The sequence below is a fragment of the Bradyrhizobium sp. AZCC 1578 genome (genome assembly GCF_036924675.1).
GTDB lineage: Bacteria > Pseudomonadota > Alphaproteobacteria > Rhizobiales > Xanthobacteraceae > Bradyrhizobium.
In genome coordinates this window covers 1,536,453-1,550,681 of record NZ_JAZHRZ010000001.1, presented here as the reverse complement: position 1 = coordinate 1,550,681, position 14,229 = coordinate 1,536,453, and the positions used below count along the sequence as shown (strand labels likewise).

Annotated in this window: 12 protein-coding genes; 5 read left to right on the top strand and 7 right to left on the bottom strand. The window is 60.8% G+C overall.

Annotated features, from left to right (window positions below; genetic code table 11):
• Nucleotides 1-149: 149 nt before the first annotated feature.
• Genes V1290_RS07895 through V1290_RS07875 form a run of 5 tightly spaced genes read right to left on the bottom strand, consistent with a single transcriptional unit; the run spans nucleotide 150 to nucleotide 4,200 of the window.
• Nucleotides 150-809 carry a hypothetical protein gene (locus V1290_RS07895; RefSeq protein WP_334363875.1) on the bottom strand — a complete coding sequence of 220 codons (660 nt, stop codon included), beginning with the start codon at nucleotides 807-809 and terminating at the stop codon, nucleotides 150-152.
• Nucleotides 810-821: 12 nt separating this feature from the next.
• Nucleotides 822-1,298 (bottom strand): type II 3-dehydroquinate dehydratase, encoded by a 477-nt coding sequence (locus V1290_RS07890; protein WP_334363874.1) that lies wholly within the window; start codon nucleotides 1,296-1,298, stop codon nucleotides 822-824.
• 54 nt (nucleotides 1,299-1,352) lie between these two features.
• Nucleotides 1,353-2,633, bottom strand: a complete 1,281-nt coding sequence (locus V1290_RS07885; RefSeq protein WP_334363873.1) for a TRAP transporter large permease subunit — start codon at nucleotides 2,631-2,633, stop codon at nucleotides 1,353-1,355.
• Nucleotides 2,634-2,660: 27 nt separating this feature from the next.
• Complete coding sequence (locus V1290_RS07880) at nucleotides 2,661-3,176, bottom strand: TRAP transporter small permease (protein WP_442895050.1); 516 nt, start codon at nucleotides 3,174-3,176, stop codon at nucleotides 2,661-2,663.
• A 16-nt stretch (nucleotides 3,177-3,192) separates the two neighbouring features.
• Complete coding sequence (locus V1290_RS07875; protein WP_334363871.1) at nucleotides 3,193-4,200, bottom strand: TRAP transporter substrate-binding protein; 1,008 nt, start codon at nucleotides 4,198-4,200, stop codon at nucleotides 3,193-3,195.
• A gap of 189 nt (nucleotides 4,201-4,389) precedes the next feature.
• Here V1290_RS07875 and V1290_RS07870 point away from each other — a divergent pair, with 189 nt between their 5' ends.
• A complete protein-coding gene (locus tag V1290_RS07870; RefSeq protein ID WP_334363870.1) occupies nucleotides 4,390-5,064 on the top strand; it encodes a GntR family transcriptional regulator in 675 nt (224 codons plus the stop codon).
• Nucleotides 5,065-5,076: 12 nt separating this feature from the next.
• Here the strand turns inward: V1290_RS07870 and V1290_RS07865 are convergent, their stop codons facing one another.
• Complete coding sequence (locus tag V1290_RS07865) at nucleotides 5,077-6,270, bottom strand: CaiB/BaiF CoA transferase family protein (RefSeq protein ID WP_334363869.1); 1,194 nt, start codon at nucleotides 6,268-6,270, stop codon at nucleotides 5,077-5,079.
• A 346-nt stretch (nucleotides 6,271-6,616) separates the two neighbouring features.
• On the opposite strand from V1290_RS07865, the gene V1290_RS07860 reads away from it, so the two are divergent.
• On the top strand, nucleotides 6,617-9,529 hold the full coding sequence (locus V1290_RS07860; RefSeq protein ID WP_334363868.1) for a M10 family metallopeptidase C-terminal domain-containing protein: 2,913 nt from the start codon (nucleotides 6,617-6,619) through the stop codon (nucleotides 9,527-9,529).
• 174 nt (nucleotides 9,530-9,703) lie between these two features.
• Here the strand turns inward: V1290_RS07860 and V1290_RS07855 are convergent, their stop codons facing one another.
• Complete coding sequence (locus V1290_RS07855; protein ID WP_334363867.1) at nucleotides 9,704-10,645, bottom strand: class I SAM-dependent methyltransferase; 942 nt, start codon at nucleotides 10,643-10,645, stop codon at nucleotides 9,704-9,706.
• Between the two features lie 50 nt (nucleotides 10,646-10,695).
• On the opposite strand from V1290_RS07855, the gene V1290_RS07850 reads away from it, so the two are divergent.
• From V1290_RS07850 to V1290_RS07840, 3 genes are all read left to right on the top strand, one after another.
• Nucleotides 10,696-11,013 carry a hypothetical protein gene (locus tag V1290_RS07850; protein WP_334363866.1) on the top strand — a complete coding sequence of 106 codons (318 nt, stop codon included), beginning with the start codon at nucleotides 10,696-10,698 and terminating at the stop codon, nucleotides 11,011-11,013.
• A gap of 204 nt (nucleotides 11,014-11,217) precedes the next feature.
• On the top strand, nucleotides 11,218-12,159 hold the full coding sequence (locus V1290_RS07845) for an NAD-dependent epimerase/dehydratase family protein (RefSeq protein WP_334363865.1): 942 nt from the start codon (nucleotides 11,218-11,220) through the stop codon (nucleotides 12,157-12,159).
• 514 nt (nucleotides 12,160-12,673) lie between these two features.
• On the top strand, nucleotides 12,674-14,227 hold the full coding sequence (locus V1290_RS07840; RefSeq protein ID WP_334363864.1) for a lipopolysaccharide biosynthesis protein: 1,554 nt from the start codon (nucleotides 12,674-12,676) through the stop codon (nucleotides 14,225-14,227).
• Nucleotides 14,228-14,229: the final 2 nt, after the last annotated feature.

Sequence of the window (14,229 nt, the reverse complement as noted above, 5' to 3'; positions counted from 1 at the left end):
CATATTTTTGATTCCTGGGCTTGACACGATTTCGGAAAATCAGAAGTGATTTGCCTGTCGGGTTATCTTGTCGCAAGCCGCTGCATGAATTGCGCTTGCGCGAGCGGCAAATCAGCCCGCAGTTCGTCAGCTCGATTCGTCACTTTTCTTCAACCCGGCAGGAGCCGCTTCGGCAGGCTGAACGCCAGCCGGTAGAGCGGCAGGCTGTCGATTGCACCGTGATCCTCGGCTGGAAGCTTCTTGCGGAGGTGATGAAGGGCGTCGCGGACGGCAGCCTCGTCCAGTCCCTCGATCAGCAGCAGGACGGCGAACGAGCCGTCGTTGCTTCGCATGCCTTTCTCGCGGGTCTTGATCGAGGTCTGCGCGATGTCGGTGAGCAGCACGCGTGCGGCAATGATCCTGTCGAGGCGAGCGAGCTCAGCGACAAGCGTGGCGGCATCCCAGGATGGCGCGGTGTCGAGGCGGAGCGGCGCGACGATGCCGCCCTGGCCCGTGCCGGCAGACGCCGCGACACGGCCGCCGCCGCGCGCGAAATTGCCGAGCCGCGGCATGATGCGTTGCGACCATGGCGTCGGCGCGTTCAGCCGCGCCAGATAGTCCGGACCGCCGACGACGCGCTCGTCCTCGAGTTCGTAGAGGATGAAGTAGCGGTTCACCGATGCGCCCAGCGCGCGGAAGATGCGGCAGGCCAGGAAGCCGTTGATGCCGACGCGCTCGGCGGCGTGTTCGCGGGTGATCCAGTGCGCCCAGTCGGTTTCGTTCTGCGGCGTCAGATCGCTCCAGATCGCGAGATAACCGGATCCCTGCATGTCGGGCTTCCCTTACTTTGGTCCGATGCGCATGGCGGCCGGAAGGGCCGCGGGCAGTTGGCCGGCCCCCTGCAGTGCGGCCTGCATCGCTACGATGTAACCATAGGGGCCGAGGCCCGCGATCACGCCTTTCACGGCTGCCGAAAGCTTGGAGTGGCGGTGCAGCTCGTCGCGGGCATGAATGTTGGAGATGTGCACCTCGTAGATCGGCCCCTCGAAGATCTTCATGGCGTCGAACATCGCAATCGAAGTGAAGGAGTAGGCAGCGGGATTGATGATGAGGGCGTCGGCCGAGGTCCGCGCGGACTGGATCAGGTCGACCAGCTCGCCCTCGTGGTTCGACTGGTGAAACGCCAGTTGCGTGCCGGTGAAGGCGGCGAACTCCTCGCAGGAGGTCTTGATGGCATCGAGCGTGGTCGAGCCGTAGATATGCGGCTCGCGGATGCCGAGCATGTTCAGGTTCGGGCCATTGAGGATCATGATGCGCATGGAATGCCTTTCACGGGATAATGACGGGGCAGTGTAGCCGATCGCGGCAACATGTCAGCCGGCGAACCATTTCGCCGGCACGGTGACGATTGATGGAAACAGCACCATCAGGAGTAGCACGATCAGTTGGGCGATCATGAATGGCCAGATGCCCTTGACGATGTCCTCCATGCTGATGCGCGACACGCCGCAGACGACATTGAGGACGACGCCGACGGGTGGGGTGATCAGGCCGATCGCGTTGTTGATGATGAAGAGCACGCCGAAATAGACCGGGTCGATGCCGGCCTGCTTGACGATCGGCATCAGTATCGGGGTGAGAATCAGGATGCTCGGGGCCATGTCGAGCGCGGTGCCGACGATGACCACCAGCAGCATGATCGCCAGCATCAGCAGCGTCTGGTTACCCATGAAGGGACGGACAAGGTCGACGATCTGGGTGGCGATTTCCGAAACGGTGATAAGCCAGGACGACACCAGCGCCGCCGCGACCAGGAACAAGACGACGCTGGTGCTGAGTGCAGCCGAGACGAAGACTTCGTAGAGTTCGCCGATCTTGAGCTCGCGGTAGATGCAGGTCGCGACAAACAGCGCGTAGACGGCAACGACAACGGCGGCTTCGGTCGGCGTGAACACGCCGAACCGCAGGCCCACGATGATGATCGCGGGCAGCATCAGGGCCCAGAAGCCGTCGACAAAGGCCCAGACGATCTCGCGGAGCGACTTGCGCGGCGGGCTTTCGATATTTTCTCCGCGCGCGACCCACCACCAGGCGAGGCACAATCCGACACCGAGCATGAGGCCGGGGAAGATGCCGGCGAGGAACAGTTTCGATATCGAGACGCCACCGGCCACGCCGAACAGCACGAAGCCGATGCTCGGCGGGATCACAGGCGCAATGATGCCGCCGGCGGCGACGAGGCCCGCCGCATACATCTTGCGGTGACCGGCCGCGACCATCATGGGGACGAGCAGCGCCGCCAGCGCCGCGGCGTCGGCCGCAGCCGAGCCCGACAGCGACGCCAGCACGCAGGAGGCGAGGATGGCGACGTAGCCGAGGCCGCCTTTGACGTGCCCGACCAGCGCGAGCGCGACATTGACGATCCGCCTAGCGAGGCCGCCGCGGTTCATGACCTCGCCGGCGAGCATGAAGAACGGCACGGCCATCAGGGGAAAGCTGTCGGCGCCGTTGATGATGTTCTGGGCAACGATCTGCGAGTCGAAAATGTCGAGCGAATGCATCAGCGCGACGCCGCAGACGATCGGCGCGAAGGCGATGGGCATGCCCAGCGCCATCGCGCCGAGCAAAGAGAACGTGAAGACCGCAAGCGTCATGCCCGGCTCCCCGCCATCGAAGGATGATCAGGTGTGCTCATCGCTTTCCTTCACAGCGATCAGATCTTGTTCCGACGCGGATCCGCTCATCACCCGCACGAGATCGAGCAGCAGGATCACGGCGGCCGACACGCCGAATACGAGCCCGGAAGAATAAAAGAACAGTCCGACCGAAATGCCTGAGGCGGGCGCGCTGTCGCCGAAGGTCAACGCCGCCTGCTTCCAGCTTCCGAGCGTCAGCAGCGCGTCCACGTAGAGCATCAACAGATAGCTCACCACGAAGCAAACGAGCTTGCCGCGCGGCGGGAGCGCACGGACCAGCGTGTCAACGCCAAGATGGGCATGCAGGCGCAGCGCCATGATGGCGCCGAGGAAGGTCAGCCAGACGAGAAGCCAGCGCGACAGTTCCTCTGACGTCGCTATCCCTGAATTGAAGAGATAGCGCAGCACCACGTTGGTGAAGACCAGCACGACCATCGCAGCGAGGCAGATAGCGATCGCGAGCTTGAGCAGCCGGCAGTAAAGGTCGATCAGCCGCTCGATGGTGCCCATGACGGGCCTACTTGGCGCCACGGATGCGCGCGACTTCGCTCGTGAATAGCTTTACGCGGGCGGGATCATATTCGGCCGAGAATTTTTCAACGACGGGTTTGGTGGCGTCCTGCATGCGGGCGTATTCGGCAGGCGCAATCTCGTTGAACTGCATGCCCTTGGCCTTCAGTTCATCCAGCGCTTTCTCCGCGGCGAGCTTGGTCTGATCGCGCTGATATTCGCGCGTCTCGGCAAAGCTGTCGCGCAGCATTTTCTGCTCTTCCGCCGACAGCCCGTCCCAGAACTTCTTGCTGACGATGATGACGTTCTGGGTGAAGGTGTGGTTGGTAGCCGAAACGTATTTCTGCACTTCGTAGAACTTGTTCGACAGGATGACGCTGTAGGGGTTCTCCTGGCCGTCGACCGTCTTGTTTTCCAGCGCGGTGTACAATTCGCCGAACGCCATCGGCACCGGGTTTGCCCTCAGCGCCTTGAAGGTTTCGAGATAGACGGGGTTCGGAATCACGCGCAGCTTGAGCCCTGAGAAATCTTCGACCTTCGCAATCGGGCGGCTGCTGTTGGTGGCGTTGCGGAAGCCGAGCCCCCAGTAGCCCAACCCGATCAGTTCCTTCTCGGGGAGCAACTCCAGCATCGCCTTTCCGAATGCGCCCTGGGCCAGAGCCTCGGCCTGCTCGAACGTGCTGACGGTGAAGGGGAAGTCGAACAGGCCGAGATCCTTGACGACGCCGGCGAGCGAGGTGGTCGACGCCGAGAGAATTTCCTGCGTGCCGCCGCGCACCGCCGACTGTTGCTGCATCTCGTTGCCAAGTTGCGAGGCCGGAAACTCGCGAATCTTCAGCTTGCCGCCGCTTTTCGCGGCCAGCACTTCGGCGAATTTTTTCACGCCAAAGCTGATCGGATGATCGGTGTTGTTGAGATGGCCCCAGCGGATGGTGCGTTCCAGCACCTGGGCGGAAGCCGGTGTCCCCAAGAGCGCGCAAACGCTGACAGCAGCGCACAGCAATCCGATCCGCATGGCGGTTTCTCCCCGTTGGTACGCGATCTTTGAACGTCGCGATGGGGAGTATTCATATGAGAAATACAATGTCAAAGTATAATTTCTAAATTATCATATGAAATGTGATATATAGGATAGAACGCAGCACTTGAGCGGAATCGGCTGACGTGGCACTTGCCGGTTGGCTGCCTGGCGCATGGATTGGCAATGACACTGGTCGAGCGAACGGAAGAGCAGGAAGCGGTCGGGGATGACGGCTATCGCCGCATCCGCACCGACATCGTGTTCGGCCGCCTGCGTCCGGGGCAGAAGCTCAGGTTGGAAGGTCTCAAAGAGGACTACGGCGTCAGCGTCTCTACGCTGCGCGAAATCCTCAACCGGCTCACGGCGGAAGGTTTTGTGCTGGCCGAGGGCAGGCGCGGCTTCGAGGTGGCGTCGATCTCGGCCGAAAACCTCCGCGAGCTCGCGGAGCTTCGGCTGCTGCTAGAGCAGCACGCGATGGGCGTGTCATTCGCCAATGCCGATGTCGAGTGGGAAGGGCGCGTGGTTTCCGCACATCACAAGCTGGCATCAACGGAGCGGTTGATGGAAACCGGCCTGGGCGAGCTCGAGCAGTGGAAGCGTTATGACGGTGAATTTCATCAGGCGCTGATCTCCAATTGCGGCTCGCGCACGCTGATGGAGACGCACGCCTTGGTGTTCGACAAATATTTCCGCTATCAGATGGTGGCGTTCAGTTACCGCGGCAGCGAGCCCGCCGCCCAGCACAAGGCGCTGCTCGATAGCGCGCTGAAGCGCGACGCCGAGACCGCGACTGAGACGCTGCGCGCGCACGTGAACAATTGCGTGGAGCACGCGCTCGCGACGGCAACGCTGAAGTAAAAGTAGGGCGGATTACACCACCTTGCGCTGTCTGAGATCCGCGATCTCGTCCTTGCCGAAGCCGAACTCCGCCAGCACCTCTTCGGTCTGCTCGCCGAATTCCGGCGGGCGCGCGGCCATCCTGCTTGGCGTGCGCGACAGCGTCACCGGCTGGCCGACGAGCTGGATGTGGCGGTTCTCGTCGTTCGGCACGTGTTGCGCGATGCCGAGGTGCTTGACCTGGGCGTCCTCGAACATCTGGTCAATGGAATAGATCGGGCCGCAGGGCACGCCGGCTTCGTTCAATTCCTTGACCCAGGCTTCCGTCGACTTCTTTTCGGTGAGCTTGCCGATCGCTTCGTTCAGCGCGTCGCGGTTCTTGGAGCGCGCGGGCGCGGTGGCGTAATCGGGGTTGGTGATCAGTTCGGGGGCGCCGATCGCCTGCGCACAGCGTTCCCAGATCCGCCCGCCTGTGGTCGCGATGTTGATATAGCCGTCGGAGGTCTTGAAGACGCCGGTCGGGATCGAGGTCGGATGGTTGTTGCCGGCCTGCTTGGCGACTTCCTTCTCCATCAGCCAGCGCGAGGCCTGGAAATCCAGCATGAAGATCTGGGCCTGCAACAGCGAGGTCTGCACCCACTGACCCTCGCCGGAAACATCGCGCTCCAGCAGCGCGGTGAGGATACCGAGGGCGCAGAACAGCCCGGCCGTGAGATCGGCGACGGGGATGCCGACCCGCATCGGGCCCTGGCCCGGCGCGCCGGTGACCGACATCAGCCCGCCCATGCCTTGGGCGATCTGATCGAAACCCGGCCGCTTGTGGTAGGGGCCATCCTGGCCGAAGCCGGAGATGCTGCCATAGACGAGGCGCGGGTTGACCTGGCGCAGGCTCTCATAATCGATGCCGAGTTTTGCCTTCACGTCGGGGCGGAAATTTTCGACCACCACATCGGCCTTGGCGGCGAGGCGCCTGAACACTTCGAGGCCCTTTGGGTCCTTCAGGTTCAGTGTCATGGCCCGCTTGTTGCGGTGTAGATTCTGAAAGTCCGAGCCATGGCGCGGGCCGCCCGGCTGCTCGCCGCCGCTATCTTCCAAGAGCGCGTCGATCTTGATGACGTTGGCGCCCCAGTCCGCCAACTGCCGCACGCAGGTCGGCCCGGACCGGACGCGGGTCAGATCGAGCACGGTGAAGCGGGAAAGGGCCTGCGAAGCGCGTGGGAAAGGCATTGAGAAACCTTGTTTTTTTGGTTTTCGCGTTGGGAGGGAGCAGCCCGATCCGACTTAAACAAATCTCGCGCTGATTTCCAACTGCTTGTTCGGCGCCCGGCGAGGCCAATCGTTGGCAGCAGCAAGGTTCCTTTATTGGATCGGCGGGACGGCTGGCGCGAAGAGCCGGAATCCCACCCCCGGAAGACTACGGGGGCGGGACCGCGGATTCTGCTTTTCGCCGTAATGCAGCGTAAAGCAGGGAGGCGACAAAGCCGGCCAGTAAACAAGCGTTAATGAAGGCGACTCTAGCCTTCCGTGTGCTTTTGCGATTCTCGCGCGAACGACCTGCTGACAGGCCCGATCGATGAAGAAGAATGATCTGCTTTCCGATGAGATCTGGGCCTTCCAGCCGTTCGCGTCCGGGGCCGGCGACCGCGCGCTTCAACCTGACGAGATGCAGGACCAGGAGTTCGGTGACGAAGGCGAGCCTTACCCGCTGGCACTAGATGCCGCCAGCGTGTCCAGCGGCGAGGTGTATGCGGCGAAGCCGGTCGCGTCGATCGCGACGCTCGCCGACTACCTCGTCAATGGCTTTTGGCAATACAACAACAACGTCGCCCATCACTTTGCTTCCAACATCATCACCTACAACATCAACGGCCTGAATTCGGCGGAGCAGTTCCTCGCGCTATCGGCACTGCAGGCGTGGTCCGACGTTGCCAACATCAGCTTCGTCCAAACCTCCGGCTCCGCGAACATCACGTTCACCCACAACGGCACGATGGAGGCCTATAGCAGTGGCCAGTGGTCGGGGAGCGGCGCGATCTCCTACCAGATCATCAACATCAGCACCGACTGGGTCACCACCGACGGCGGCGCCAACGACGGCAAGACTGGCATCGATAGCTACGCCTACCAGACCTACGTCCACGAAATCGGCCATGCGCTCGGGCTTGGCCACCAGGGGCCGTACAACGGCAGCGCGTCGTATTCGACCAATGCGATCTATGCCAACGACACCTGGCAATATTCGATCATGTCGTATTTCGGCGAGCACAATTATTCCGGGAGCTCGTACCGCTACGTGGTCACGCCGCAGATGGCGGACATCTACGCCATGGCTTCGATCTACGGGGCGGCGACCTCGACCAGAACCGGCGACACCTTCTATGGCTTCAGCAGCAATGCGGGCGCGGTATTCAGTTTCGGCAACTACGCTTCGGCGCCGGCACTGACGATCTACGACAGCGGCGGCAACGACACGCTCGATTGCTCCGGCTATTCGTCGGCCCAGACCATCGACCTGCACTCCGGCGCCTTCTCCTCGGTTGGCGGCCTCGTCAACAACATCGGCATCGCGCTCAGCGCGATCATCGAGAAGGCCATCGGCGGCAGCGGCAATGACACGCTGATCGCAAGCGGCTTCGGCTGCACGCTATCCGGTGGCGGTGGCGGCGATACGCTGATTGGTGGAGCTGGGATCGACAAGCTGATCGGCGGCGCCGGCATCGACAATCTGACAGGGGGCAGCAGCGGCGATACGTTCGTGTTTGCGTTTGGCGAAAGCTCGGCTGCCAGCGGGCAGCATGACCGCATTACGGATTTCGTCTCTGGCCTGGATCACATCGATCTCAGCGGGATCGATGCGATAAGCAGCACGGGCGGATATGACCTCTTCCGATTTATCGCGACCGGCGCCTTCGACGGCGCCGCCGGAGAACTCAATTACTTCTATAACAGCTCGCTCGGGGTCACCACGCTGCAGGGCGACACCAACGGAGATCGTGTCGCCGACTTTGCCATCGACCTTTCGGGCAACGTCCTTATAAGCGCCGCCAGTTTGAATGGAATTGTCACGGCTCCCACTGTGATCGAGGCGATTGGATCGACCAGCCTGGTGGAGGTTGGCAGTAATTTTTATCTCAATAACATCAGCAGCGGGACTGGCTCTGAGTTGAAATATGCTGGCGGGGCAGTGGCTGCGGGTCAATTTGGCGCCTGGGCGCCGATCGGTGCTGAGAAGACGGCGACGGGCTATCAGGTGGCCTGGAAGGATGCCAGCACCGGTCTGTACACGGCCTGGAACACCGACAATAACGGCAACTACGTTTCCAACGTCAGCGGCCTGACCGGCCACGTGTCGGGTACGAACTATGCCCTTAAGTCGCTCGAGACGAGCCTCCATCAGGATCTCAATGGCGATGGGCAGATCGGGCTGGTAACGACAGCGGTCGAGACGCAAGGCTCAACTGCTCTTACCCATGCTGCCGATCATTATTTCCTTTATGACGGCGGCGGCGCGGGTCCCTCGCTGAAGTATGGCGGTGCGGATTTTGTGGACGGGCAATTTGGCGCCTGGGCGCCGATCGGTGCGGAGAAGACGGCGACGGGCTATCAGGTGGCCTGGAAGGAGGCCAGCACCGGTCTGTACACGGCCTGGAACACCGACAACAACGGCAACTACGTTTCCAATGTCAGCGGCCTGACCGGCCACGTGTCGGGTACGAACTATGCCCTTAAGTCGCTCGAGACGAGCCTCCATCAGGATCTCAACGGTGACGGGCAGATCGGGCTGGTAACGACAGCGGTCGAGACGCAAGGCTCAACTGCTCTTACCCATGCTGCCGATCATTATTTCCTTTATGACGGCGGCGGCGCGGGTCCCTCGCTGAAGTATGGCGGTGCGGATTTTGTGGACGGGCAATTTGGCGCTTGGGCGCCGATCGGCGCTGAGAAGACGGCGACGGGCTATCAGGTGGCCTGGAAGGATGCCAGCACCGGTCTGTACACGGCCTGGAACACCGACAACAACGGCAACTACGTTTCGAATATCGACGGCCTGACGAGCCACGTGTCCGGCACGAACTATGCTTTGCAAAACCTCGAGCTCAGCTTCCAGCAAGACCTCAACGGCGACGGCGTAGCCGGCCATTTTGCCAATGTGTTGGACGGGCACCTCGGCGGTCAGGCGCTCACTTCAAGCGGGGTCGGCCCAACAGCGCTAATCGGCAGCCCCAACGATATTCTAAACGCGGGCGGTGGCCCCGATATATTCGTTTTTCGATCCGACTTCGGATCAAACACCGTCAACGGATTCGCGGCCGGCGTGAATTCGATCCAGTTCGATCACGCGGCTTTTGCCGAAATGGGTGCTGTGCAGAGCCACATGCAGCAGTTCGGGCCTGACGTGATGATAGCACAAGATGCACAGAATCTGGTGACGCTGCACAACGTGCTCCTCTCCAATCTGCACGCTTCCGATTTTCAGTTTATTTAGATGGATACCATGCGCCCGCGGCGGAATCCGGCAAACGGGGAGGGGGCGAGTCGAAAAATTCGGAGTTGCGGAATTTGCGAAGCCGCGAAGCGCAGACGTTCTGCGGTATGCCGAAGGCTGGCCATCTTTCGAGACACTTTACGTCGCAACTGTTGGCCGTATTTTAACTCGTCACTAAACGCCCCTCTTTTGCAGGATCGAGACGCAATCGAGTCCGTCCTCACCCCAACCTTCCGCGCGGCCCTGGATCTTCTGAAGCACGACATCAAGTCCGAGTGCAGCAGCATACTCCCGCATGATTTTGCCGGACATGTCGGACCGCGTACCGGTGTTTGTGGCCCAGTTGCTGTCGGGAGCCATCTCACCGAAGTTCGAATGATGTAGGAACGCCGATCCGCCAGGCTTCAAAACCCGCTTGATGTCGAGCAGATAGTCGCGAACGATCAACTTGTCGAAATGAACCATCGAATCCCAGGTGTAGACGAGAGTGATGCCGTCGTTCGGGATCATCTTGAGATGATTGCCGTCGGTGACATGATAATAGAACCGCGTCCCGTCTTTGGTGTCACCGAACCGCGTGCGGCAGGCGTCGATGCACGTTTGGTTGATATCGACGAGGTGCAAGAATTTGGTGTGTCGGCGTAGAAACTCGGAATTGCGGCCATGTCCGCAGGCGAGGTCGAGCACCGTGGTAAAATCGAGATCCCTAATCAAGGGGAAGATGATTTGATTCCACTGCAATTCCATAGCCGGCTCTGCATCGATGAAGTAGCCCTTGGACACGTCGTGCGAGTGGCCGCACTGGATGGCCGTCTTCCACTTTACGAGTTCCTCGATCGCAGGCTCCACATTCTTGGTCGGATCGGCCGCCAGGCGTTCAAGGGCCTCTCCCCCTTTCTTGGCAATATCTGCTGCGAAATAGTTGACCGCATGCCCAGTCGGATAAAGGTCATGGGATTTGATCAGGGCCATAGCGTGGGGGCTCAAGCTTCCGGACAGGGCACGCGTGTCGATCAATCTGATCCACGCGGAAATATTACGTGGGTTTGCCTTGATCGCCGCATCGGGATCACCTGGAGCGAACATGCGTTGGAACGCGGACGATAAGAACTTCATGCCAGGTCCTTTCCTCGATCCGAGTGGGACCAATATCAGCAAACTTTAAGTTGAGCAAGTCAGCGCAGGTCACTGTAGTAGCTGTTGTGTCGATCGCTTGGCTGCTGAGCTGGACGAGCTGGGCCTTTGTCCATTCACGGCAAGCGATCGTCAGACTCCACATGCGACCTTCGCCACGTTTACTCCCGGTCTGTGGCGTTGATGATCATACCGAGATCGATGCCGATCTGGCCAACATGATGGTCTCTGGCGTTGCCCTTGTTGGGGAAACCAAACGCACTTCCACGGTCAAGCTTCAGCATCATCCGCCATCGGTTTCCGAAACGGGATTGATAGTGCTTGCGATTGATCATGGACAGGTGGATTAAGGCCTTCGTTTATTGAACTCCCACAGGCCATGCCAAATTCAATTGATAAGACGATACGCGCTGCGTGTCTGTCGCAAGATGTCTCGACGGCTGAACGCGCGGTTGCGATCGCCGGCAACCTCAGTCTCGATCGCGCCTTGACGAGCTATGCCATATTGAATTAGGGGCTGCTTTGCGCAATCCGAAACGAGCAGGGTCGATGTCATGACGGATGGGCGAGGCGTCGTCCTGGTAACCGGTGCGAGCGGTTTCGTGGGCCGGCATCTGGCGCTCGCGCTGGCGCGCGATGGATGGGTTGTGCGCCGCGGCGTTCGCAAGCCATCAGGACGCGAGGGCGAAGTCGTGGTCGAATCGATCGACGCCACGACCAATTGGCAACACGCGCTTGCCGGCGTAGACGCCGTGGTTCACCTTGCGGCCCATGTCCACCGTCCACATGAAGAGCGCGCAGTCGAAGTCTATCGCAATGTCAACATTGAAGGGACGCTGCACCTTGCGAGCAGCGCATTGAACGCCGGTGTGCGCCACTTCATCTTTGTCAGCACCATTCTGGTGCACGGCCGCAGCAGTGATGGTCGCGCCCCGTTTCGCGAGGACGACGATCTGATGCCGCGCGGCCTTTATGGAATGTCGAAAGCAGCCGCCGAAGCCGGCTTGAAGACGTTGGCGCAAGGCGTCGAGATGTCCTTGACCATCATCAGACCGCCGCTGATCTACGGTTCCGGCGCAAAAGGGAATTTCGCGCTGCTGCAGAAGGCGGTCGGATTTGGCATCCCGCTTCCGTTTGCGGGGATTCACAATCGTCGTGCGTTCCTGGCCGTAGACAATCTGTCGTCGTTTATCCTACATCGGCTTCCGCGCCGAGAGCAAAAGTTCGAGGTTTTCCTCCTAGCGGATGAGGAGCAGGTTTCCACCCCGGAATTCATCACGCGGCTTGCACACGCGGCGGGCGGTTCGGCGCGCCTTTTTCACATCCCGAGACCGCTGCTGAGCGCGCTGCTCAGGGTCAGCGGCCGCAAGGAAGTCAAAGAGAGCCTCCTCGGTTCCCTGGAGCTTGACCTTTCCAAGGCCAATGCGACGGGCTGGCGGCCGCCGATCACGCTCGATGAGGGGCTGAGACGGGCATTGCGCGAGCCCGATCACTGACCTATCGAAAAAGCCGTCCGGCTCTGGATTATCGTCTCCAAGAGAATGTGCAGAAGTAGTGCTACTGTTTAACGCTCCGATCAGGAGCGACACGATGTTCGGCCGCCGAACGGTTCCTTGCACGATCGCCGCTGAACGCCTGCCACGAGGTCGCCAACATCAATTTCGTCCAGACGTCGGGCGCTGTTGACCTTCAATCGGAATGGCACTTTGACCGCCTTTATGAGCGATAGTGCTAAATCCTGCTATTTCAATGGTTTACGGGGACTGCATTGCGGCCGCTTAGCAGCTCCTGTAGATAGACAGCGGCAGGGTAAACCAAACACTCCGCGATCGCTCTCTGTCCGCTCTTCAACTAGGCAGCACGTGCGCTTCTTGTTCTTCGCGGCACGGCCTAGCTCCTCAGTCATCGGGTAGCTGAGCTCATTTGCTGATCGATGTCGCGATGCCTTGAGGACGTTGGCGGTCGATCTGACGAGCAAGCTAAGCAAAGTGCGATGGCCCGATAGCTAATATGGGATTGAGAAAAAGTCCGACCGATCTACTGAGTAATTCTGCCTGGAACGCGATCGCCTTTGTCGTGGCCGTAGCACTGAATCTCGTGATCCTTCCGTTCGTGGTGTTTCGCCTCGGTGTCGCAGCGTTCGGCGTCGCTGGTCTGGTGACCGCATGTGTTGCGCCCGCGCTGGCGTTCAGCAACGCGCTTGCATTGTCGGCGACGCGGGAGCTCGCCCTGCGGCTGGAGCCGTCCGAGCGCAACGATGCGCGACGCTTATTCGCAACCGCATTGATGCTGGCATTGGCAACCGGCGGCGCGATTGTGATGATCTTCGCCTTGGCCGGGGCACCGCTTGCGCGGCTTGGATTTCACCTGAGCGGGCCGTCCGCGGATGATCTGGGACTCGCATTTGTGCTGGCCAGTGCCGGATGGTTGTGCCAGTGCCTGTCCGCTGTCTTCCTGGCCTTGTTCACGGCGCGCCAGGACTATCGAAGGGTTGCTTCGATCAGCATCATCAGTACCGTGGTCGCAACAAGCTCCATGCTGTTGTTGATTCCGCGCTGGCCTCAAGCCTCGACGTTTCTCGGCTGTCAGGCGTTGGGTTTTGCAACGAGCCTTGTTCTGGCCCTCGGATGGTCCCGACGTGTCGTAGGCGAGTGGCTCGCGCGCCCGACGATCGATCGCGGGTCGCTCGGCAACCTCGTCAAGCTGGGTGGCTGGCAACTGGCCGCACAGAGTGGCGCGCTCATTGCCGCACAGGCGGATCGTTACCTGCTCGGAGCTTTGCTGCAGCCGCAATTCGTCGGCTTTTATACGATTGCGCAGCGGCTGGAGGAGGCGGTGTATATCGGCGTCCTGAAGGTCGGCGAAATCCTCTTCCCGTTCTTCAGCGCTCTACAGAAGGAGACTGACGATCGCAAGGCCGATCTCCTGTTCCGCTCGTCCTGGATACTCAATGTGCTCGCCGCGAGTGCGCTTGGCGGCCTTATCCCCGTCGCCGGCCCGTTGCTTCATCTGTGGACCGACGCCGAAGTGGCTGCCGAGGCCCAGCGTGTGCTGGTGATACTGTCGATCGCCGGCATCCTTGGGTCGAGCTCGAATGTCTTTGCTTTCTATCTTCTGGCGCAAGGGCGGTCGAGTTCGAATGCCGTGATCTCATTGCTCACGGGCGTGTTCACGGTAGCGACGAGTGCGATCGCTTTGCCGTATTTCGGATGGCAGGCGGCGGGCTGGAGCGCCTGCATTGGCATGATCGCTCAAATGGTCACCGTCGTGATCTTGCTGCGCCGGCATTTCGGCCTCGCCGGTATGCGGTCGCGTCTGACCCACTTCGTGTTGATGCCGATTGGCGTCGGCATCGCAACCGCGCTGGCGTTGCGATATGGCTTCCGTAATGCGCAACTCGACCAGGCAATTGGCTGGTGGTACGTGGGGAGCTGTTATCTGCTGGCGGCTGGCATCATCTTCGTCGTCGCGGTCGCGATCGCACGCGCCGGTCCCTACGGCGCGGCCTGCTGGCGGGATCTCCGCGTCATCGCCGGCCGCCTCCTGTCCCTCAAGGCGATCTGACG

What these genes read in the sequence shown, in the direction of transcription:
- V1290_RS07870 (WP_334363870.1), top strand. Translation starts at nt 4,390, where the DNA reads ATGACACTGGTCGAGCGAACGGAAGAGCAGGAAGCGGTCGGGGATGAC.
- V1290_RS07855 (WP_334363867.1), bottom strand. Translation starts at nt 10,645, where the DNA reads ATGAAGTTCTTATCGTCCGCGTTCCAACGCATGTTCGCTCCAGGTGAT.
- V1290_RS07895 (WP_334363875.1), bottom strand. Translation starts at nt 809, where the DNA reads ATGCAGGGATCCGGTTATCTCGCGATCTGGAGCGATCTGACGCCGCAG.
- V1290_RS07845 (WP_334363865.1), top strand. Translation starts at nt 11,218, where the DNA reads ATGACGGATGGGCGAGGCGTCGTCCTGGTAACCGGTGCGAGCGGTTTC.
- V1290_RS07865 (WP_334363869.1), bottom strand. Translation starts at nt 6,270, where the DNA reads ATGCCTTTCCCACGCGCTTCGCAGGCCCTTTCCCGCTTCACCGTGCTC.
- V1290_RS07860 (WP_334363868.1), top strand. Translation starts at nt 6,617, where the DNA reads ATGAAGAAGAATGATCTGCTTTCCGATGAGATCTGGGCCTTCCAGCCG.
- V1290_RS07890 (WP_334363874.1), bottom strand. Translation starts at nt 1,298, where the DNA reads ATGCGCATCATGATCCTCAATGGCCCGAACCTGAACATGCTCGGCATC.
- V1290_RS07840 (WP_334363864.1), top strand. Translation starts at nt 12,674, where the DNA reads ATGGGATTGAGAAAAAGTCCGACCGATCTACTGAGTAATTCTGCCTGG.
- V1290_RS07875 (WP_334363871.1), bottom strand. Translation starts at nt 4,200, where the DNA reads ATGCGGATCGGATTGCTGTGCGCTGCTGTCAGCGTTTGCGCGCTCTTG.
- V1290_RS07885 (WP_334363873.1), bottom strand. Translation starts at nt 2,633, where the DNA reads ATGACGCTTGCGGTCTTCACGTTCTCTTTGCTCGGCGCGATGGCGCTG.